The sequence below is a fragment of the Brevibacterium paucivorans genome, assembly GCF_016907735.1.
Classification (GTDB): Bacteria; Actinomycetota; Actinomycetes; order Actinomycetales; family Brevibacteriaceae; genus Brevibacterium; species Brevibacterium paucivorans.
On record NZ_JAFBCP010000001.1, the window covers coordinates 865,797 to 886,991 of the forward strand.

A 21,195-nucleotide genomic window follows, 5' to 3' on the forward strand; every position below is an offset into this window, starting at 1 on the left:
GTTAAGCGTCCTTTCGCATTCGAATGAGAAGCCACAAGAAATATGGGCACCCGATCATCGCTGTGGCCAGACCCGCGGGGATCTGGCCGGGAGCCACAATTGTTCGACCTAGGGCATCGGCACACACGACGAGGATGGCCCCGGTCAGTGATGCAAGCGGAAGTAGCAAGACATGACGTGTACCGATAATGAGACGAGCAACATGTGGGGCTACCAGACCAACAAACGCGATCACTCCGATCGTTACGGTGGTCACGGTGACGAGTATCAACGCGATGAGTACAAGAATGACGCGATGTCGAACGACGTTTACTCCCAGGATGCGAGGTGTATTGTCGTCGATCTGAATGACGTCTAAATCGCGAACCACATACACACACGCAGCGCTTCCAAGCACCAGGCACACCACCATAGGCACAATTTGCGCCAGAGTCACCCCTGACGTGGATCCGGCCAGCCATGTCATCGCCATTGTGCGGTTCCACGGATCGGAGACGACGATCAGACAGGTGGTGAGCGCCTGAGTCGCTGTAGCGATTCCAATACCTGTAACAACCATGCGCGCCTGGTCGAAACCACCTCGGCCCGCTAGACCGAACAGCAGTAACCCCACTACCAGCGCGCTGAGCCCCGCGCAGACTACTAAGGTCGCAAAGTCGCTTCTATGGAACACCGTCAGTGCGAATACAGCCCCCACACCTGCTCCACCGGAAACGCCCAACACGCCCGGATCGGCAAGCGGATTACGTGTCGTCCCTTGCAAGAAAGCACCCGCAAGCGCAAGGCATGCACCGGCAAGACATGCGACGAACACGCGTGGAACGCGTGATTCCAGCACGATCTCCACCTGTGGAGGGGCGATGTTGTTCAGGTAGTTCACCACGTCGCCGGTGAACAGAACGGTGTCACCCACGAGGATCGCACCACCCACACACAGAACTAACAGAACGGCAGTAGCGCCGATAATGACACGCGGTCGCTCAAACCCCAGTTTTGTGCCGTTCTTCATTGTCACCAGGGAGTCGGAATCAAACCCAGATTTGACGCCTTGTGCCAACACGATGAGGAAAATCGCTCCAATAATCGATGTCACAATGCCAGTGGGAACCGATACAGAGTCGCTTCCGGGGATCACCGCTCTGAGTATCACGTCGGAGCCCACCACCAGGATGACTCCAACAATCATGGACATGAGGAACATACTGCGAGCGTGGCTCAGCTCCGCGACCCAGCGCGCAGCAATACGAGTGAGCGCGGGAGCACACAGCCCAACAAAGGCAATCGGCCCGGCCACTGTGACAGCGCTTGCCGCAAGGAGTACTGACAGGAGCACGAAGGTTGTTCGCCAAACTGCGACGTTGATACCTAGGCTCGACGCTGCATCATCACCTAGATGCATCACGTCGAGTTTGTGGCCAGTCAAAAAGACCGCAACAAGCACCGCACCAACGACTACGGCAAGCTGAAGGACACCTCCCATACCAATCTGCCCCAACGAACCAGACCCCCACGCCACCAGGCTCTGTGTCTCGAACGAATAGAACAACAGGAACACCGTTGTGAGCGCCGACAAGCCCATTGCCATCACACTGCCCGCCAGCACCAAACGAACGGGCGAAGAACCTCGCGCAAGCGTGACTACTACACCTGCAGCGATGAGCCCACCTAAAAACGCGACTGCTGTTCCTGAAACAAAAGACAGCGTCACGCCACTAACAGCGACCACGGTCAAAGACAAGTACGCTCCAGCATTGACCGCGAGAGTGTCAGGTGATGCCAAAGCATTTCGGGTGAGTAACTGCATAAGCGCGCCAGCTCCACCCAGGGCAACTCCCACCACGATGCCTGCAAGCAACCTCGGGAGTCGAGAATTCAAAATGACAGTTGTGTCAAAGTCTGATCCGCGACCCGTTGCCCACTGAAGGACAGCACCGGGAGTAACGTTTGATGTCCCCTGCGTAAGGTGTATCACCGACAGAACCAGCACCAAGCCCAATACTGCAACGAGCCGGGTCGCAAAGGACAGCAGTTTGCGGGTCCTGTGTCTAGCCTCGTGTGAGTCGGCAGGCACGTCGTTACGCGGGTGAGTTTCTTTGAGTGAATGTGTCATGGGTTATGCGACGTAATGGTTGGAAGAATCAACCAGTCACTGTGTCAACGTAAAGCTCGGCCATTTGTTCGAGCGATTTGGTGCCACCGTAAAGCCATACGCTGTCAGAAATCTTGTGAACTCGATTGTTTTTGACGAAGCCAAGGCCCTTCCAGATGCCATTGGAGTTCAACGCGGCGATCGGGTCCTCTCCGCCCTTTTCCGCGTAGTAGAACACATGGGCGTCCTCAGACAGAGACGTCAGCCCTTCCACATCGCTATTGCTAATGCCGTAGTCCTTGTCACCACTGTCACTCCACGCGTGAGACAATCCCACGTCCTTGGCTACAACTCCCGGACCAGATCCGGGCCCATGCATGCGGAAGTCAATCGTGTTGGCCGTTTTTGTGGGGTATGTGTAGACGACGGGGGTACCTTCTTTATTGGCGTCAGCGATTTTGCGCTTACACTCCTCAACGGTGGCATCGTAGTCCTCCGACATCTTCTCTGCTTCAGCATCTTTTCCAGTAAGCGTCCCGACTTTCTTCTGGTTCTCTTTAAGAAGGTCGATGAGTCCGTCGGTAGTTGCACTGTTAAATACGGCGACCGGCGCGATCTTTTCAATCGTCGCCATCTGCTTATCGGGTATCGAAGATTTGTCAGCCAGAATGAGATCGGGTTCTAACGCGGCGATAGCGTCAACGCTCGGCTCAGTTCGGATGCCCACGTCCTTGGGGTCATTCTGCAGTGGAACGGCTGTGTCCCATTCGGCATACCCCTTAGGGTCGGCGACACCAACCGGATTGACACCAAGCGCCACAGCATACTCGGTGACCGACCATTCCAAGGTCACAACCTTTTCGGCGGGACCGTCAAGAGTTACGGTCTTTCCGCGGCTGTCTGTAATTGAGATTGACGCACCGCCCTGATCAGCCGTTGTGTCTTGCGCTTCATATCTTGCGCCACAACCACTAAGCGTGAGAAGACCAGCCACGGCGATCGCGAGCATGTTACGTAGACCCATAGGGTTCCTTTCGACTGAGATGACGCCCCTTAGTACTAGGCGTCGATGAGATTAATCCGTACCGCGAAAAGCGCGAATCCGGGGGCTTCGAGTAGTCACTCGGACTCCGTCACTGTCGTGTTCACACGTGATCTCCGTCCCATACACTTCGCTGAGGAGATCTGAGCGCAACACGTTATGCGGCGTTCCAATACCAACAACGCGGCCCTTTGACAGCACTGCGACCGTGTCAGCGATCGCTGCGGCATGGTTGAGGTCATGTAGAACTACTCCCACGCACACACCGTGCTTGTGGGCTAGATCGAAGAGAAGTTCGAGCAATTCGACCTGGTACTTCAGGTCAAGGTGGTTGGTGGGCTCGTCAAGCAGAAGAACTTCGGTATCTTGGGCCAAGCAACTGGCCAACCACACACGTTGTAACTGTCCGCCTGAAAGCTGTTCGAGCGGTGTATCTGCGAGGTCTTCAACGTCCGCGAGCCTCATGGCTTCTTGAACCTTATGGGCGCCTACTGCATCTCCTTTGCCCCACAACCCAGTGAACGGGTGGCGGCCTAACGCTACAGCAGAGCGGACACGCATCCCGTGTGGAGTTGCTCGCATCTGCGTGAGCATTGTCAACCGTCGTGCTAATTGCTTGCGCGACAAACCGCCTACTGTTGCGCCGTCATCAAAGCGAACCTGTCCAGAACTCGCTGGTAGCAGGCCCGAAAGGGTCCGCAACAAAGTAGACTTCCCCGACCCGTTGGGCCCTACGAGCGTAGTCACCTCACCGGCGTTCAAGCGCATATTAACGCCATGAACGACCATGTCTTTCGAGTAGCCAGCGCATATACCTTGCGCCGTAAGCCCCGATACCCTCGTTTTGTTCAGCGTCTTCAACACAACAGATAGATTAAGGCATGCCTAACCTTATTACAACACGAATCTGTATTGTTAATAGCTGGAGATCTGCGCTAGCCACAGCAAAGGCCCTGCGGTATCACTACCGCAGGGCCTTCCTGTGAGATCAGAAAACGCTTAGCTCAGCGCCTTTTCGAACCCTTCTTCCAGAACGTCAAATGCTTCGTTGAGCAGTTCGTCTGACATGGTCAGCGGTGGCAGGAAGCGTAGAACGTTTCCGAACGTACCGGTCACCAAGACCAGAACAGCGTTGTCGGCACAGTGCTTTGCAACTGCTTTAGCCAGGTCAGCGTTTGGCTCGATTGAGTCACGCTGTACCAGTTCGCACGCCTGCATTGCACCGCGTCCACGAACGTCGGCAACTTCAGGGAATTTGGACTGCAGTGCTTCCATGCGGGAACGCATGATGTCACCAAGTGCGCTGGCACGTTCCAGCAGACCCTCGTTTTCGTACGACTCGATCGCGCCCAGTGCCGCCGCTACAGCTGATGGGTTACCGCCGTAGGTTCCACCCAGTCCACCAGCACCTACCGCGTCCATGATTTCTGCACGCCCGGTCACTGCGGACAGTGGCAGACCACCGGCAATTCCTTTTGCGGTTGTGACCAGGTCGGGCTCAATGCCCTCCCACTCAGAGGCGAACATCTTTCCAGTGCGTCCAAACCCTGCCTGCACTTCGTCTGCCACAAAAACGATGCCGTTTTCGCGTGCGTAGTCCACCAAGGTTGGCAAGAAGCCTTCTGCCGGAACGATGAAACCGCCTTCACCCTGAATAGGTTCAATCACGATCGCGGCAACCTGGTCGGCACCCACCTGCTTTTCGATCATGGTGATGACACGCTTTGCTGCGTCTTCACCTGAAATCTTGGTGCCGGCAGCGTCGTTGTCGCGGAATGGGTACGACATGGGCGCGCGGTAGACCTCGCCAGCGAACGGCCCAAAGCCGTGCTTGTATGGCGCAACTTTGGCGGTCATGGCCATGGTCAGGTTGGTGCGCCCGTGGTACGCGTGGTCGAACACAACCACGGCGTTGCGCTTGGTGTACGTGCGAGCAATCTTCACCGCGTTCTCAACAGCTTCGGCACCCGAGTTCAAAAGCACCGTGCGCTTGTCAAAGGACCCAGGGGTCAGCTGGTTGAGCTTTTCAGCGAGTTCAACGTAGTTTTCATACGGGTTGACCATGAAGCATGTGTGGGTGAAAGCTTCCACCTGTTCGGTCACGCGCTTCACGACGTTTTCGTTCGCGTTACCCACGTTGGTAACTGCGATTCCTGCACCCAGGTCGATGATCTGGTTGCCGTCGATGTCCTTGAGGATTCCGCCACCCGCAGCAACGATGTATGCGGGGTACCCAGAAGCGACACCCTGCGCAACGGCCTTGTTACGCCTGGCTTCGATCTCTTGTGATTTTGGTCCGGGGATTTCGGTGACAATCTTGCGTTCTTGCGACAGCGATGGGCCGCCCTTTTCCAATGAAGTCATACGTCAAAGATAACGCACGAACACGCCTTGTGTTGAGGAAAATTTAACGCCTGAGCTGAGGATTCCTCTGAACCGTAACTGTTTCCTTCTGGGTGCCCACAATCTGCTCTTGCGCAGCGCTCACCCTCGTGTTCCCGTCGTCCGTGACAACGGTCAGTTGCGCCTGTGGGTCGACCGTCCGCTTGACCAGTCCCAGCGCAATGGGCCCTAGTTCGTAGTGGATTGCCGCCGAGGTGACAGTCCCCACCTGCCGTTCGGCACCTCGGGCGGGCCCCAGGATAGGGTCCCCGGGGGACACAACAGCGTGGTCCGAACCGTCCAGGTGCAGGAAAACTACGCGTCGCGGGACTTGCCCCAGGTTGTGTACTCGCGCCACGGCTTCTTGTCCGCGGTAGCAGCCCTTGGCTAGGTGGACTCCTGTGCGCAGAATGTCGATTTCGCCTACGAGTGTTTTGTGATCACAGTCTGACAGCGCTGGGCGCCACGCCTCGATGCGCAGAGCTTCCCACGCGTCGCGCCCCACTAGGGTGAGGCCTTCGCGATCACGGCACACGTTTATGCGAAAGTCGTAGGCGCTACCAGGGTGATCGGTGACGGCCGAATAGCTAGCGCCACCAGGGGTGATTTCCGGCCATGGGTCGACCCATTCGACCACAGGTTCCGCACTGTCCGCCGGACCGTTTGAGCCAACAACCGTGTAATCGTCGCTGACGTCGGCAATCTCGACCCGCATCATGAACTTCATGGATTCGAGGAACTCACGCAGAGGTTGGCCGTCCCCGTCGATGAGTAGCCACACGCGGTCGTCTGCCACGTACACGTACGCCCAGTGTTCAATGTGGCCGGTGGGTGAAAGAACCAGTGTCTCCGTGGACGTTCCAGGCTGAGCCGAGTCGAGTTTTTGCGTGGTCAGTGAGTTGAGCCAGGTCAAAGAGTCCGGGCCCGTGAGAGTCAGGATCGACATGGACGACAGGTCCGCGACCGCTTTGCCGTCAGCGAGCGCACGCTGTTCACGCAGCGGTGAACCTAGGTGAGCAATTTCAGACGATCGGTGGCCGGTGCCGTATACCGCGCTCATTGAGCTTATCCCCCAAGTAGATTGCCAAGTTCTTCCAGCCGCTTGGCAATTCCAGGCGGCAGATACTTCTTGATATCCTCCGCGATTGATTCGAGCGGAGCAATTTTGCGATACACCGCATCAAGCATTTCGCGTGCGTCGTGGACCGCGTTATGCACATCCGGCAGCAGGCCTGCCGTGTCAATTCCATGGATGGCTTCCCGTGCTTCTTTAATCACCTTTGCGGCTTCCCGCGCGTCGTCCCACATCGACGGGTTCAAACTGGACAGGTCTGGGTTGCTTTTGAGTGACCCAGAATTGAAGTCGACCACGCCTGACAGTGAAATCATCACGGGGCCTGCCTGGTTGAGCACGTTTTCCATGTGCGTGATGAGTGTGTCGGACGCGTCCACGTTGCGTTTGACCCACGGAATCATGTGCATTTGTTCGATGGGGATGCTGTGCAGGTTGTCTTTTGCCTGCCCCAATTCGTCGCGCGCCTTGTCCAAGTGCCCTTGTGCATTGCCTGGGTCATTGGACAGCGCCTCAATGAATGCGTTCCCCGCTTCCGAGGCGGCCTCCGCATGGCGCGTGACCGCGTTGACGCGCGCTGTCAGTAAGACAACGAACGCGATGATCGCCACCAGAATGACGACGATGACGAATGCGAAACCCCGCAGACCCGATCTCTTACGGGGGCCTGGTTTCTTGCGAGGTTTGTATACCTTGGTTGGGGCTGTCACGCGGTTCAGGCGACTTTTTTCAACCGTGCTGATGCGTGCGATGCGAGTTCGTGGCCGTTAGCTGCCATGTCCCATGCCCACAAAAGGTCGCCTTCGACCAGGCCGTACATGCGGGTTGAGGCCTTGTAGTCCTTCGACGTGCGGGTGCGGGCCACCACGTCGGTGGACAAGTCGATGCGTGGACCGTTGATGCGGCCCGCGTACAGCTCGGTCAGTCCGTGCGGGTGGACCAGCGAAACTTCAAGATCAAAGTCGCCGTCGCTGTTTCGCAGAGCGTCAACAGCTTCCGCGTTGGTGTACTTCGAGTCTTCGCTGGGCGGGATGAGGCCGGGGCCCACATCAGAGTTGTCGCGGTCGCGCACCAGCTGCCAGATCCCGGTTTCTACGCTGAGTGTGTCAGCGATTTTGCCGTCGTCACCCAGAAGCCACGACTGCGCCGTGTACAGCAGGTACGGCGCCGAGGTGGGGGCAACAAAGTCGATACGTTGCCCGAACTGCGTGTCTGGGGTGTCACCGTAACCGACGACACCCACGCCTTCCCACGAGCCGATAAGCCACGCGAGTGGGACAAGTTCGGGTTTGAGGTCAGTTGGAATTTCGACTGGCATACGGAGGCTTAGCGACGCGACTTGAACAGGTTCGCGATGACCTTAACGGCAATGCCCAAAGTGCCGAGTCCGGCCAGAGCGACCAGAACAGTAAAGACAGTTTCAAGAACCACAAAGTTATCCATGCTCATAGTGTACCGCTTTGCCTCTGCCAGCTCCCATCGGAGCTATGTGCCGGGTCATGTACCGGCTCTCACCCGAACCAGATGACGGCCCACGCGGGCAGACGGTGCACGGCATAAACCGCGACACCGGAAAGCGCGATCGGAGCCGCCCCCAGTGCCAACTGGACGCCCCACGTACGCGCCTTTGTGACACCTCGGGCTTCATTGAGCGAGGTCGCCTGGAAGCGAGCGCGCGCAATCAACCCCAAAATACGGTCCGTTGCCGAAACAATCACGCCCAGCACCATTCCGAATACCAAAGAGACCACCACGCTCACTGTGGGCAGCGGGTGGAACACGTGCGCGATCCCTGCACCCGCAACACCGGAGGCCACGGCCAGGGGCGAGGTGTATCGGGCTGGCCACGGAAGTGCAGTCGCGCACTGGGCTAAGAAGATCGCGGCGAGTCCGATGTAAATGGCCGAATGGTTACCTGGCAGACGCAGGCTTGCGATCCACGTACAGGCGGACAACGTGATGACGATCCCGGCCACTTGCGCCGAGACGTTCGCAACCGCGTGTGATGCCTCGATCCCCCGCGCGAGGTGCTGAACAAAAGACCACAGCAGTCCCAGGCCAGCCAGCACCGGGAGCCACTCCAGGTACGGGGGCGCGACCGCGAGCCAGGTGGCAAGCATGCCGGCGAAGCCAAACCCGCCCAAAGTGAAGCTTGTGGTCCACGGCTGAGGTGAGTCGGTGAGCCGCGGCCACCCAAATGCGAAAACAAACACCAACATTCCGGAGGCAAAAGCGATAGGGCCGTACCCTAATGACGACGTCACCGCCAGGGTCACACCTAGACCCAGGGCAACGAGCACGCTAATCCACCGTTCCATACGCCCCATGTTGCCACGTCAGCGGTACCACGTCACAGACGGCACGATCAGAACCCGCAGACCACACATATAATTTCCATCAACCAAACGAGCAAAGGGGAAAAGTGCGAATCCTCGTGATAGAGGCCACAGGTGAGACGGCTCTTCCAGCCCTGCACCTCCTGCCACACACCATCACGACGAGCTCACCCGCAATGTCTGATCTCATCACCATAGACCCCGGCTCGTTCGAGATCGCCGTCGTCGACGCGACTAGCGACCTCACCATCGCCCCCATCATTTCCACACGGTTGAAAACGGCGGGTTTTGACGGCCCCACGATCGTCGTTCTCACCGACGGCGGCTTTTCTGTCGCACAGGAGTCATGGAACGTGACTGACGTTGTGAGCGCGAACGCGCAACCGGCAGAAATCGATGCGCGCCTCCGTTTGGCCTACGCGCGAGCACCTCAACCTCGCCAACCGGACGTGGCTGATCCGGTGAGGGATACCTCGGCGAGAGAACCCATCACGCGGCACGGCAAGCTGACAGTCAACCACGACAACTTCACCGTGACGGTGGGGAACCGCAACGTGAGCCTCACCTACCGCGAGTTCGAACTGCTGTATCACCTGGTCACCCACCCCAACCGCGCATTCACGCGCGCCCAGTTGGTCACGCATGTGTGGGGCGAAGCGTATTTGGGCGGAACCCGGACCGTCGACGTGCATGTGCGGAGGTTGCGGGCAAAGCTCGGGCCGGAGTTTGCGCACGCGATTAGTACAGTAAGAAGCGTGGGCTATATGTTTAGCTCAGACGAGCCAGTAGCTCAACTGTCAGATCGCGACTGAGAAAGGACCCGCGTGTCACACACACGTGAGATGAAAGTGGACGACAGCGTCCGCGAACTCCTGCGCGAAGTGACCGCTCATGACCACGTGGCGCCGCTGTCTGACGGTGTCCTCGGTGCGCTTGATCAGGTTGGCGACTCTGGGACGCACGCGCCTGTCTCCCTTGGGCTTGTCTTTGAGGGCCGGTTGGCAGGGTTTGGCGCGGTTGTTGACCAGGGCGAACGTAGTGCCGTGGAAATGTGTGTGGCGCAGGAGTTCCGCGGCCGAGGTGGCGGCCGGCTTCTTGCTGAAGATCTCCGCGCGCGTGCCCGTGAGGCGGGTGTTTTGGCGCGCACGTGGGCGTGGTCCCACGGCGACCACCCAGCCGCCCAGACGCTAGCCGATTCGTTTGGATACTCACGTGAACGAGTCCTGTTGCAGCTGTCGACGAAGACGGTGGCAGAGGGGCTTGCTGTTCCGGACGTGCGCGTGCCCGAGGGCGTTGAAATCCGTACCTACCAACCTGGTGATGAAGTGCGGTGGCGCGAAATCAACAACGCTGCGTTTAGTTGGCACCCCGAACAGGGCAACCAGAGCGCGCAGGACTACGCGAAGATTGTGGAAGACCCTGGTTTTGATCCAGCTTCCGTTTTCTTTGCGGTTCAGAATGGTGAGGTTGTGGGTTTCCATCACACGAAGATTCACACTACCCACCCCAGTGGGCTCACCATGGGTGAGGTTTACGTCATTGGAGTGGACCCGCAGGTCCACTCGCGTGGCCTGGGTACGGCCTTGATGATTGCGGGCATGCGACACCTTATAGATAGTGGAGTGGACGCGATTGAGTTGTACGTCGAGTCTGACAACGACTCAGCACTCCATGTGTATAGGAAGCTGGGGTTTGTGAACGAAATCCGCCACATAAGCTACGCACCTCAGGAACACACGTGAGCCCCACCCCCGTTTCCAACGCAGGCGAATCCGCACGGCTGAACGCCGATGTGCTGGCAGCTGGTGCCGTGCTGTGGCGCAAAGCCGGTGGTCGTCTTGAAGTGCTTCTGGTACACCGGCCCAAATACGACGACTGGGCGTGGCCAAAAGGCAAAGTCGAAAAAGGCGAAACGCTACCCGAATGCGCGATCCGAGAAATTGAAGAAGAAACCGGATACCGAGTGACGCTTGGACTCCCCTTGCCGCCAGCCCGGTACACGGTGGGAAAGAAACTTTCCAAGCACGTCGAATACTGGGCGGCGCACGTCGAAACGGAAGCACCACCTCGGCCTGCTAATCCAAAAGAAATTGACAAGGCTGTGTGGTTGCCCATCGAAGATGCACGGAACAAGCTCACTCGCTTTTCTGACCGCGAGCAGCTTGACCGGCTGGAGCAGGCGCACCAGACGGGTAGCTTGTACGGGTTTCCAGTGATCATCGTGCGTCATGGGAAGGCGTTTCCCCGTTCCAAGTGGCACGAGACAGAACAGTTGCGGCCGTTGTTGGGTCTGGGAACGCGCCAGTCTTTAGCGCTGACTGGACTTTTAGACGCGTGGGAGCCCAGGCGTTTGATCTCCAGTCCGTGGAAACGGTGCGTGGCCACACTCAAACCGTATTCCGCGTCTACGGGGCGGAATATCAAAACCATTAAATGGCTCAGCGAAAAGAACAATTCAAATAAGCCTGAAAAGACAAAGCAGGCGCTAGAAAAGATCATTGCGAAAGAACAGGCGGTTGCGATTTGCACCCACCGGCCTGTTTTGCCGACGGTTTTCCGCACGCTCGCATCCTTTGCGCCTACGGGGCTTGCCGAAAAGCTCCCAAGTGAAGACCCGTACATGAACCCCGGCGAGATTCTGATTGCTTATTTCCGCCCGGGGCCCGTGCCACGGATTGTTGAGGTGGAGAGGTACCGGCCCATTGACACTTAGGGGCACACCCAGGACCCTCACCAGCACCCCTACCAGATTCGCCTAATACCTCGTTGTGATGAAAAAGTAACCAAGATCTCAACTTTTTCTAAGCGAATTAACCCCCCGTTAACCTGAACTGATACTTGCGTAAACCATGGACTTTTAACGTTGAGTTGCACGTGGGGAACTTCCCCAACTCGAACAGACCGAAAGGTATCCTCGTGAAGCTCAAGCGTTTCGCACCTGCCGCAGCAATTCTGGCTGCTGGCGCACTGACCCTGTCCGCTTGCGGTGGCTCCTCTGACAACGGAGACAAGGGCGGCGACAACGGTGGCGACAAGGCCGTATCCGGCACCCTGATCGGTGGTGGCGCTTCCTCGCAGGAAGCTGCTATGACCGCTTGGGCCGAAGGCGTTAAGGCTGACAACCCTGAACTCTCCGTCAACTACGACCCAGTTGGTTCCGGTTCCGGACGTAAAGGTTTCCTGGGTAGCCAGTACTCCTTCGCTGGTTCCGACGCAGCTCTGAAGGACGAAGAGCTCGAAGAAGCAAAGAAGGTTTGCGGCGACGGTGGTGCTTTCCACGTTCCTGCATACATCTCCCCAATTGCAGTTGCTTACAACCTTCCTGACGTTGACGAAGTTAAGCTCGACGCAGAAACCATCGCTAAGATCTTCGCTGGCGAAATCAAGAAGTGGAACGACGACGCAATCGCAAAGCAGAACGAAGGCGTTGAACTTCCTGACATGGACATCGTTCCTGTCCACCGTGCAGACGACTCCGGTACCACCGAAAACTTCACCGCTTACCTCACCGAAGCTGCTGGTGACGCTTGGAAGCCAGGCGAAATCGAAACCTGGCCAAAGGAACTCGGTGGCGAATCTGCACAGCAGACCTCCGGTGTTGTTTCGCTGACCCAGCAGAAGGAAGGTGCGATCACCTACGCTGACGCTTCACAGGTTGGTGAACTCGGAACCGTTTCCGTCAAGGTCGGTGAAGAATACGTTCCTTACTCAGCAGAAGCTGCTGCGAAGATGGTTGACGCTTCCAAGCCTGGCGAAGCTGGCGCTATCGAACTCGACCGTAAGAGCGAAGAATCGGGCGTTTACCCAATCGTTCTGGTTTCCTACCACATCTACTGCAAGCAGTACCAGGACCAGGAAACCGCTGACCTTGCAAAGGCATTCGCTTCCTACGTAGTGTCCGAAAAGGGCCAGAAGGACGCAGAAGCTGCTGCAGGTAACGCTCCTATCTCGCAGACCACTCGCGACGCTGCGATGAAGGAAATCGACGCTATCACTGCTCAGGGCTAATTGCTTGAGCCTTAAGAGCATGAGCTGAAAGGACAGCCACCGGACCCGTTGTCTGGGTCTGGTGGCTGTTCTATGCACACACCTTTTCACACATATCCACTAGCGGGACTTACCCGCTTTCGTTTAATTTAGGGATTTATTGTGAGCCATACTACTGCGGAGCCACAGGACAAGAAGGCTCCCTCGGTCACCAAGTCTGCGCGTGGTGGCGCGGCTGGAGACAAGGTCTTCTCTGGCCTTGCGCTGGTTGCCGGTGCCATCATTCTTCTGGTCCTCGCGTTCGTTGCAATCTTCCTGGTAGTCGAGTCCCTTCCAGCACTGTGGCCAAAGATCTTTTCGAGCCAAGACAGCATCGTCAGTGCGGACAACTTCTTCCAGTACGTCTGGCCGCTTATGGCTGGAACGCTCATCGCATCGGCAATTGCACTTCTTATTGCTACCCCGATCGCGGTGGGAGTCGCTCTCTTCATTTCGCACTACGCACCTCGTAAAATCGCAACTCCGGTTGGGTACGTCATCGACTTGCTCGCTGCGATTCCTTCTGTTGTCTACGGTGCGTGGGGTATGACATTCCTCGCTTCTTCGCTGGTCCCTGCGTATGCGTGGCTCAACAAGTACTTGGGCTGGATCCCACTGTTCGGCGGTGAAGCCTCGAACACCGGTCGTACGATCCTGACATCCGGAATCGTGCTTTCAGTCATGATTCTGCCCATCATTACGTCGCTGTGTCGTGAAATCTTCGTCCAGACTCCTAAACTGCACGAAGAAGCCGCGCTGGCACTTGGCGCAACGCGCTGGGAAATGATTCGCATGACGGTGTTCCCATTCGCGCGCGCCGGTATCATTTCGTCCATCATGCTTGGGCTTGGGCGTGCGCTCGGTGAAACCATGGCTGTGACCCTGGTGCTTTCGCCCGGTATCTTCTCGCTCAGCCTCATTTCGTCCGGACACAACGCAACTATCCCGTCAGAAATTGCTCTGAACTTCCCAGAAGCGTTCGGAATGCGCCAGAACGAACTGATTGCAGCTGGTTTGATGCTGTTCATCATCACCCTGGTCGTCAACATGCTTGCGCGCTGGATCGTCAGCCGCCACAAAGAATTCTCGGGGGCTAACTAATGTCGAAAAACATTGAGACAAACACTGACACCAAGACCGAGGCGCCTAAGACTCTTGCGCGCAAGGGTAAGCAGAAGAACTCTTTGACCGCTGGTCAGAAGCCGTCGTGGATCTGGCTTGCTGTTCTGGCTGGCGCTGCGGTTGTGGGGCTCGCATGGACGTTCTTGGTTCAGCACACGTTCTCCCTTGTGGGCTTTGCGATCATCACTGCGATTGCGTACATCATCGGAATGTACATCGTGACGTTCGCGATGGAGAATCGTCGTCGCGCAGCAGACGGGCTCTGGAAGAACCTCGTGTGGGCGACCTTCATCATTGCGCTCCTCCCGCTGGTTTCTGTTATTTGGACTGTGGTTGCGAACGGTCTGCCAAGCCTGATCCGCAACCCTGCGATGCTCTTCCAAGACATGGATGGGGTCACCGGTGCGACTGACCAGCAGACCGCGCAAGGCGGACCGCTCATGGGTGGTTTCGCACACGGTCTGGTGGGTACGCTCATGATCACGCTGCTTGCCACCATCATTTCGGTGCCTGTGGGACTCATGACCTCGATCTACCTGGTTGAGTACGGTAAAGGAAAGCTGTTCTCGCGTGCGATCACGTTCTTCGTGGACGTTATGACCGGTATTCCGTCGATTGTTGCGGGTCTGTTCGCGTTCGCCGTGTTCCAGTTGTTCATCACGACGTTCATTGGAACGAGCCCGGCTAAACTGCAGCTGGTCAAGATGGGCTTCACGGCGGCGATCGCGCTGTCGATCCTGATGATCCCGGTTGTGGTGCGCTCGACGGAAGAAATGTTGCGCGTTGTTCCGAACGAACTGCGCGAGGCGTCCTATGCGCTGGGTGTTCGTAAGTGGCGCACCATTGTGAAGGTTGTTCTTCCTACCTCGATCTCGGGTATCGCTTCTGGTGTGACGCTGGCAATCGCCCGTGTTACCGGTGAAACCGCACCGATCCTGGTGACCGCAGGTTACATCGCAACGACCAACTGGAATGTGTTCAACGGATGGATGACTGCCCTTCCGGTGTACATCTACCGTCAGCTCGTCAACCCAACTGCACCGGCAGCACCGGACCCATCGATCGCACGTGCATGGGCAGCGGCTCTGGTTCTGATCGTCATCGTGATGCTCCTGAACCTGGTTGCTCGTGTTATCGCCAAGGCGTTCGCCCCTAAGAAGACCGGTCGCTAAGGCCGCAAAGAAGAAGGAAACACTTATGTCAAAGCGCATCCAAGCCATTGACCTAGACGTCTACTACGGCAACTTCCTTGCGGTAGAGAAGGTCAACATCGACATTGCACCTCGTAGCGTCACCGCATTCATCGGTCCTTCCGGTTGCGGTAAGACCACGTTCCTCCGCACCATCAACCGTATGCACGAAGTGCTTCCTGGTGCTCGCGCCGAGGGTCAGATTCTGCTGGACAACGAAGACATTTACGGACCTGGCGTGGACCCTGTTGTGGTTCGCACCCAGGTGGGCATGGTTTTCCAGCGCCCAAACCCGTTCCCCACGATGTCGATTCGTGAAAACGTTCTGGCGGGTTACAAGCTCAACGGAACTCGTCTGAGCTCGCAGCGTGCGAACGAAATCGTTGAGCGTTCGCTCACAGGTGCAAACCTGTGGAACGAGGTGAAGGACCGTCTGGACCGCCCAGGCTCCGGCCTTTCCGGTGGTCAGCAGCAGCGTCTGTGCATTGCTCGCACGATTGCTGTTGAACCAGATGTGATCCTCATGGACGAACCTTGTTCAGCTCTTGACCCGATTTCGACCTTGGCTGTTGAGGATCTGATTAACGACCTCAAGGAACAGTTCACGGTTGTGATCGTGACCCACAACATGCAGCAGGCTGCACGTGTGGCTGACAAGACCGCGTTCTTCAACATTGCGGGAACCGGTAAGCCAGGTCACCTCATTGAATACGATGACACTTCGGTCATCTTCTCGAACCCCTCGCACGAGGAGACCCAGAACTACATTTCTGGTCGCTTCGGATAATCCCGGATGCACGAACGAGGGCCGCACCTGTGACGGGTGCGGCCCTTCGTGTTTCTGGGTGCTGTGTGTTGTTGTTCCAGAGTGTTGCTGCTCTTAACTGCTGTTGGTTTATGAGCAGTCCGGTTTGTATGCTCCTGGCACGTGTGTGTCCACAATTCCGACGGCTTCCATGAGAGCGAACATGGTGGTGGGGCCAACGAATCGGAAGCCTCGTTTGCGCAGTTCTTTCGCGAGTGCGTGGGACTCAGGTGAGGTGGTCGGGATTTCACTCACAGTCTGCGGGGGTGTCCACGAGTCCGGCCGGAACGACCACACAAGGTCAGCCAGTCCCCCGCTGTCGCGAAGTTGCAGAGTTGCGTGAGCGTTGTTGATTGTGGCGTCGATTTTTGCCCGGTTGCGCACGATTCGAGTATCTGCCATTAGGCGAGCTCGGTCGGTGTCGTCGAAACTGGCAACGACCTCGGGGTTGAAACCGGCGAACGCCTCCCGGAACGCCGGCCGCTTCTTCAGGATCGTCACCCACGAGAGTCCCGACTGGAAAGCTTCAAGGGACAGCCGTTCGAAGATGCCGGTTTCATCGGTGACGGGCACGCCCCATTCGTGGTCGTAGTAGTCGCGAAGAAGCGGGTCATGCACGGCCCATGGCGGGCGGGCAAGTCCGTCGGCCGCTACGATGAGGCCACGTGCGGTAGCGGCGGCGTGGCTGAGTGAGGTGGGGCGGTCGGTCACTGTTCGAGCTCCAATAGCGTTCGTTTCATGTCCAGGCCACCCGCGTAGCCGCCGAGTGACCCGTCAGACCGGAGTACCCGGTGGCACGGAATGACGATGGGCACCGGGTTTGTGGCACACGCCGAGCCCACGGCGCGCACCGCGCGAGGCCGGCCCACCGCCTCGGCGACTTGAGTGTACGTGCGCGTTTCCCCGTACGGGATTGTCACGAGGTGTTCCAGCACGGCCCGCCTGAAATCGGTGGTTTCGCTGAGGTCTATGTTCATGTCGAACGTGGTTCGCTGGCCGCTGAAGTATTCGTCGAGTTGCTGGGTGATGGTGCCGAGGTGTTCCCCTGTGTCGTGCGTCCCGGTGTCGTGGGTTGCGACGGTTGCGGGGCGGGGCGGTTCGATGTTTTGCCCCGGCAGCCCGACGTTGACGAGCGCACCGTTGCGCGTGACAAGTAGTAGCTCGCCCAGAGGTGTTGGGTGGGTGCAGTAGTTAAGTGTCATTGCTCTCCGGCCGTAAGTACGGGCTTGGTGGATGGTTTCAACAGTACGTCAGTACAGCTAGCTGACACTGCTCGCATCAGAACGGTGGTAGTAAATCAGAATGGTGGTGGTTCGTTGTTGGGTTCCCATGGGCGGGTGTCACCGTTGAACACCTCCCCTGCGATTGCGTACTCGTCAGCGACCGCGGGGTCGTGTTGCGAACTATGAGCACTTGCTTGTTCTGTTGCTAGGTAGTTGTTGATGGTGTCGCTGATGTCTTGGTCACCGGTGTCGAAGTACTCGATTAACCGTTCGTACTGGTATTGGTTGATCCTGGATTCTGGTGGGTAGACCAGCATGGCACCAATCCTGGGGAACACGCACGCCAGGGAACCGTCATCCATCCTGTCGACGCGGAGTCGTTTCTGGGTTTTCAATTGATGATGCCGCTTACACAACGGGTGCAAATTCTCCATCACAGTGAGCCCACCATTTTCGGGGTCCTGATGGTTGAACGGTTCGATATGGTCTTTTTCACACACCCTGGCAGGGACCGCACACCATGGGACACTGCAATACGGGTGCCTGGCCTCCACCATGCGTTTCAAAGCCGCGGGAATGTAATACTTCGTCGGCGCAGACTCCAAGACCACACCGGTCTTAGGGTCGGTGAACATCCTGTATAACCACTTCGCCCGCGCAATCACCTCATCAGCAGTCCGAGCATCCAACGGCACCCGACCATTCATCATCACCGGCGCACGCGCACCCGGGTCCACCTTGATCGGCAACCCAAAATCAAACTCACTACCCGAACCATCACCCTGCGGCGCACCAGTCCCTGGTGGCGCACCACTCCCCTGGTACTCTGGTCTGCGTTTCTCAGGTTTATCTTCTTCGGGATTTTGTTCTTCGTTTCCGCTGGGCCTTCGTTCCGCCCCCGGTGGCGGGTTGTTCATGAGGAAGTGCAGTACCGGGACTGTGAGGTTAATGCTGGCTTGGGATTTCAACCATTCTTCCTTTTCAGGCATGGACACGCACAACTCAAGCTCATACACGTCCTCAGCCTGACGGGCTTCGCGCCTGTCAGCCCACACCGAACCATCCGCATCACCCGGCCCAGCTTCATCCGTACTCGGACCTTCTGGTGTGGTGTAGGTGACTCTGATGGGTGCTTGTTTACCTGTCCGGGTCACTCGGGCACGTAGCGTGGTTGAGGGTTTAGCCCCGGTGATCAAATCCAGGGTCAGTTGGTCCATCAGCCGGTCATCATCAACCTCAACCCGACCCAGATCGCCCACACGTACTTCAGAAACATCCCCGTTGCCTTCGGTAATAAACAAGGCCTGTTGCTCATCGGTCAACGTGGCAGTAAACGGTTCTATATGGTTCGCCATGATCGCTCTGGCAGTCCCGCGTACACGCTGATAAAACGCTTCCATCTCCAACACCGGCCCCGTCAACGACAATGTCGCTGTCCCGTCATCGTTGACCCAATAGGACACTGACCGGTTACGCTTCGCATTCGCAGCCTGGGTTTCAGGAGTCGTAAGCATCGCAAGCACTTCAGCCACGTGCCGTTTAAAGGTTTTCCATGACACGTCCACACGCTTACTGGTGAGCATTTCATCAAACACCGGGATACACACCCCAGCACGACCAACCCTGCCAGCCGTATACACCACCCGGTCAAACCCAATCACACCCTGCTTCACCAACGACCAGAGTTTGGGCATGAGCACCACAGCCGTCATGATCTTCCGCACCTGGGTCACCACCTGGGCGCGCGTACAATCCAAAACCTTCGCTAACACCCCTTCAGTCGGGGCAGGCAACTCATCCGGCACACGCTCCACACTGGCAACCGTACACACTTCACCCGAAGGCAGGGCCACACACGCCACCACATCATCCACACCAACAGTGGCGCGCGGACCATCCGCAGGAACAACCCGAGCACCCGCATGAGAAGCAGTCACCGGTCTGAAAGCAGAAGAGGAACCCGAAGCTGAGTGTGAAGCCTTACCCGCGTTGGAGTTTTGTCCTGCTTTCCCGTTAGTAACCAGTGGGCCGGTTCCTGGGTTGGAGGTGAACACTGCGTGCATGCCGTCAGTGAAATCATCCAACGGCGTCACGTGGGCGCTAATCAACGCAGCGACTGCTTCTGCTTGTTTCACCCGGGCTTCGTCCATGATGCGTGTGGTGGTTGTGACTGTTTCGAATAGTTCAACAGCCGGCCCGTCATACATGTCATCGCGTACATGGTGATCTGTTGTGGTCATGCGGTTTCACCTCCTTGCGTGCTTCTATTCTATTTGTGTTCGAATGCAAGAGTCAAGGGTTTTGTTCGTTTTGTTTCGATTTATTTTCGAACGAGTGTTCAGTCAAAGAAGCCACACGCGTTCAGTCGGGTACCCAAAAGCATCCCGCTTAAGACACCACAAACGCTCTGCGGTGGCGACGAACGGCGCTGAGTTGTAGTGACGACAAGCGAGCAGACATGAGCACGACGAACGCCCACTTGCGGGCGCGACAAGCGCTCAGTGAAACGCATTCTGCTGTGGACACCGCAGACGACGCTCGCTAGTGGAAGTGATGGTGACGATAGACCAGCGTTGCAAGACATATGCCAGCGCGCGTAGGACACTCGACTCTTACAGCCGATCGCGCTTCACCAGCAACACCCTCATGTAAGCCAAAGGATGTGCACAGTCGTGAGCCGAGTTTAATGCTCAAAAAGTGTGTACAGCAGGGACCTATTGCCCAGGAATCCGTAAGGCAACAGGCGGTTATACATGCTCCACCAACTATGCCGCGCACCATATCGCGATCAACTCCCCACAGACCCGGCACCTGCTACGGAAATCCCGGGAACACACGCGCATCACCCCAAGCATGACGGCGCAGAACGAGCAAAACTGCGCAATATAATGTGCTGCATCACTCACTTTGCGTTGTCTGGACATGAAATTCCTGGGCAGGTTTATCAGGCAGCAGGTGAAGAAAAACGGAAACCCAGGTGCCACCTCGGCGCACAAAAAAAGAGGGCAGGCAACCTCGCGGTCACCTGCCCCTTTACGCTGTGCGGCTTAACCCGACGTAATGAAACCTAGCGCAGTTACAAAAACACTTAGCGTCGCATCACGAAACTTAGCGTGGCGCCATGCGGATAGCACCGTCAAGGCGAATCACTTCACCGTTAAGCATGCGGTTCTCCACGATGTGCGTCACCAGGTTGGCATATTCGCTCGGCTGACCCAGACGCTGCGGGAACGGCACCTGCTTGCCCAGCGACTCCTGTGCCGCTTCAGGCAATCCCGCCAACATTGGGGTGAGGAACAACCCAGGCGCGATCGTGACAACACGGATCCCCACGCTCGCCAAGTCACGCGCGATAGGCAGAGTGATCCCAGCAACCCCTCCCTTAGAAGCAGAGTACGCAGCCTGACCTATCTGGCCCTCGAACGCCGCAACCGACGCGGTGTTCACAATCACGCCACGCTCACCGTCTTCGCCCGGCTCATTCTGCGACATAGCCCAGGACGCCAAGCGAATCGCGTTGAACGTACCAATGAGGTTGACGTTCACGACCTTAGCGAACGACTCAAGATCGTGCGGCCCCTTAGAACTCACGGTTTTCTGCGCGGTTCCGATCCCAGCACAGTTGACCAGCCCTGCCAGGGTTCCGTCAGCGTTGGCTTTGTCTACCAGGGCTGACACACTGTCGGGGCTCGTCACGTCGGTTTCGACAAACTCGGCGCCCGATGGGGCTTCGCCCTTGAGGTCGGCGATGAACACGCGAGCGCCTCGCTCGATCAGCGCCTGAGTCGTGGCAGCACCCAGCCCGGAGCCGCCTCCTGTCACAATGAAAGTTTTGTTAGCAAACTGCATGGTGTTTTCCTTTCATAAACTTCTTGGCTGCTGAGATCTGCTGGCCTGCTGACGTATTC

Annotated in this window: 19 protein-coding genes; 7 read left to right on the forward strand and 12 right to left on the reverse strand. The window is 57.3% G+C overall.

Annotation, left to right across the window (positions count from 1 at the left end; all coding sequences use genetic code 11):
* Window position 1: 1 nt before the first annotated feature.
* From JOE56_RS04055 to JOE56_RS04090, 8 genes are all read right to left on the reverse strand, one after another.
* Window positions 2-2,110, reverse strand: coding sequence for an iron ABC transporter permease (locus tag JOE56_RS04055; RefSeq protein WP_239530360.1), 2,109 nt, complete (start codon window positions 2,108-2,110; stop codon window positions 2-4).
* Between the two features lie 28 nt (window positions 2,111-2,138).
* Window positions 2,139-3,113, reverse strand: coding sequence for an ABC transporter substrate-binding protein (locus JOE56_RS04060; RefSeq protein WP_204514944.1), 975 nt, complete (start codon window positions 3,111-3,113; stop codon window positions 2,139-2,141).
* Window positions 3,114-3,164: 51 nt separating this feature from the next.
* Window positions 3,165-3,920: an ATP-binding cassette domain-containing protein gene (locus JOE56_RS04065; RefSeq protein WP_204514945.1), complete on the reverse strand. Its 756-nt coding sequence runs from the start codon at window positions 3,918-3,920 to the stop codon at window positions 3,165-3,167.
* A 210-nt stretch (window positions 3,921-4,130) separates the two neighbouring features.
* Complete coding sequence (gabT, locus tag JOE56_RS04070) at window positions 4,131-5,495, reverse strand: 4-aminobutyrate--2-oxoglutarate transaminase (RefSeq protein ID WP_204514946.1); 1,365 nt, start codon at window positions 5,493-5,495, stop codon at window positions 4,131-4,133.
* Between the two features lie 43 nt (window positions 5,496-5,538).
* A complete protein-coding gene (gene ygfZ / locus JOE56_RS04075) occupies window positions 5,539-6,573 on the reverse strand; it encodes a CAF17-like 4Fe-4S cluster assembly/insertion protein YgfZ (protein ID WP_204514947.1) in 1,035 nt (344 codons plus the stop codon).
* A gap of 5 nt (window positions 6,574-6,578) precedes the next feature.
* Complete coding sequence (locus JOE56_RS04080; protein ID WP_204514948.1) at window positions 6,579-7,295, reverse strand: hypothetical protein; 717 nt, start codon at window positions 7,293-7,295, stop codon at window positions 6,579-6,581.
* Between the two features lie 5 nt (window positions 7,296-7,300).
* On the reverse strand, window positions 7,301-7,903 hold the full coding sequence (locus tag JOE56_RS04085) for a heme-binding beta-barrel domain-containing protein (RefSeq protein ID WP_102239026.1): 603 nt from the start codon (window positions 7,901-7,903) through the stop codon (window positions 7,301-7,303).
* Between the two features lie 193 nt (window positions 7,904-8,096).
* Window positions 8,097-8,903 (reverse strand): ammonia permease, encoded by an 807-nt coding sequence (locus JOE56_RS04090; RefSeq protein ID WP_204514949.1) that lies wholly within the window; start codon window positions 8,901-8,903, stop codon window positions 8,097-8,099.
* 104 nt (window positions 8,904-9,007) lie between these two features.
* On the opposite strand from JOE56_RS04090, the gene JOE56_RS04095 reads away from it, so the two are divergent.
* From JOE56_RS04095 to pstB, 7 genes are all read left to right on the forward strand, one after another.
* A complete protein-coding gene (locus JOE56_RS04095) occupies window positions 9,008-9,733 on the forward strand; it encodes a response regulator transcription factor (protein WP_338028619.1) in 726 nt (241 codons plus the stop codon).
* Between the two features lie 12 nt (window positions 9,734-9,745).
* A complete protein-coding gene (mshD, locus tag JOE56_RS04100; RefSeq protein WP_204514950.1) occupies window positions 9,746-10,663 on the forward strand; it encodes a mycothiol synthase in 918 nt (305 codons plus the stop codon).
* Complete coding sequence (locus JOE56_RS04105) at window positions 10,660-11,634, forward strand: NUDIX hydrolase (RefSeq protein ID WP_102239022.1); 975 nt, start codon at window positions 10,660-10,662, stop codon at window positions 11,632-11,634. Before mshD ends, JOE56_RS04105 begins: the two co-directional genes overlap by 4 nt.
* A 203-nt stretch (window positions 11,635-11,837) precedes the next feature.
* Window positions 11,838-12,929 carry a substrate-binding domain-containing protein gene (locus JOE56_RS04110; RefSeq protein ID WP_204514951.1) on the forward strand — a complete coding sequence of 364 codons (1,092 nt, stop codon included), beginning with the start codon at window positions 11,838-11,840 and terminating at the stop codon, window positions 12,927-12,929.
* Window positions 12,930-13,070: 141 nt separating this feature from the next.
* On the forward strand, window positions 13,071-14,048 hold the full coding sequence (gene pstC / locus JOE56_RS04115; protein WP_204514952.1) for a phosphate ABC transporter permease subunit PstC: 978 nt from the start codon (window positions 13,071-13,073) through the stop codon (window positions 14,046-14,048).
* Window positions 14,048-15,241, forward strand: coding sequence for a phosphate ABC transporter permease PstA (gene pstA / locus JOE56_RS04120; RefSeq protein ID WP_204514953.1), 1,194 nt, complete (start codon window positions 14,048-14,050; stop codon window positions 15,239-15,241). The genes pstC and pstA overlap by 1 nt, the downstream gene beginning before the upstream one ends.
* Before the next feature lie 25 nt (window positions 15,242-15,266).
* A complete protein-coding gene (pstB, locus tag JOE56_RS04125; protein ID WP_102239019.1) occupies window positions 15,267-16,046 on the forward strand; it encodes a phosphate ABC transporter ATP-binding protein PstB in 780 nt (259 codons plus the stop codon).
* 108 nt (window positions 16,047-16,154) lie between these two features.
* Here the strand turns inward: pstB and JOE56_RS04130 are convergent, their stop codons facing one another.
* From JOE56_RS04130 to JOE56_RS04145, 4 genes are all read right to left on the reverse strand, one after another.
* Window positions 16,155-16,775 carry a DNA-3-methyladenine glycosylase I gene (locus JOE56_RS04130; protein WP_204514954.1) on the reverse strand — a complete coding sequence of 207 codons (621 nt, stop codon included), beginning with the start codon at window positions 16,773-16,775 and terminating at the stop codon, window positions 16,155-16,157.
* Entirely contained in the window at window positions 16,772-17,266 is a 495-nt protein-coding gene (locus JOE56_RS04135) for a methylated-DNA--[protein]-cysteine S-methyltransferase (RefSeq protein ID WP_204514955.1), read from the reverse strand. The genes JOE56_RS04130 and JOE56_RS04135 overlap by 4 nt, the downstream gene beginning before the upstream one ends.
* 95 nt (window positions 17,267-17,361) lie before the next feature.
* Window positions 17,362-19,527 carry an HNH endonuclease signature motif containing protein gene (locus tag JOE56_RS04140; RefSeq protein WP_204514956.1) on the reverse strand — a complete coding sequence of 722 codons (2,166 nt, stop codon included), beginning with the start codon at window positions 19,525-19,527 and terminating at the stop codon, window positions 17,362-17,364.
* An 868-nt stretch (window positions 19,528-20,395) separates the two neighbouring features.
* On the reverse strand, window positions 20,396-21,136 hold the full coding sequence (locus tag JOE56_RS04145; protein WP_204514957.1) for a 3-hydroxyacyl-CoA dehydrogenase: 741 nt from the start codon (window positions 21,134-21,136) through the stop codon (window positions 20,396-20,398).
* Window positions 21,137-21,195 lie beyond the last annotated feature (59 nt).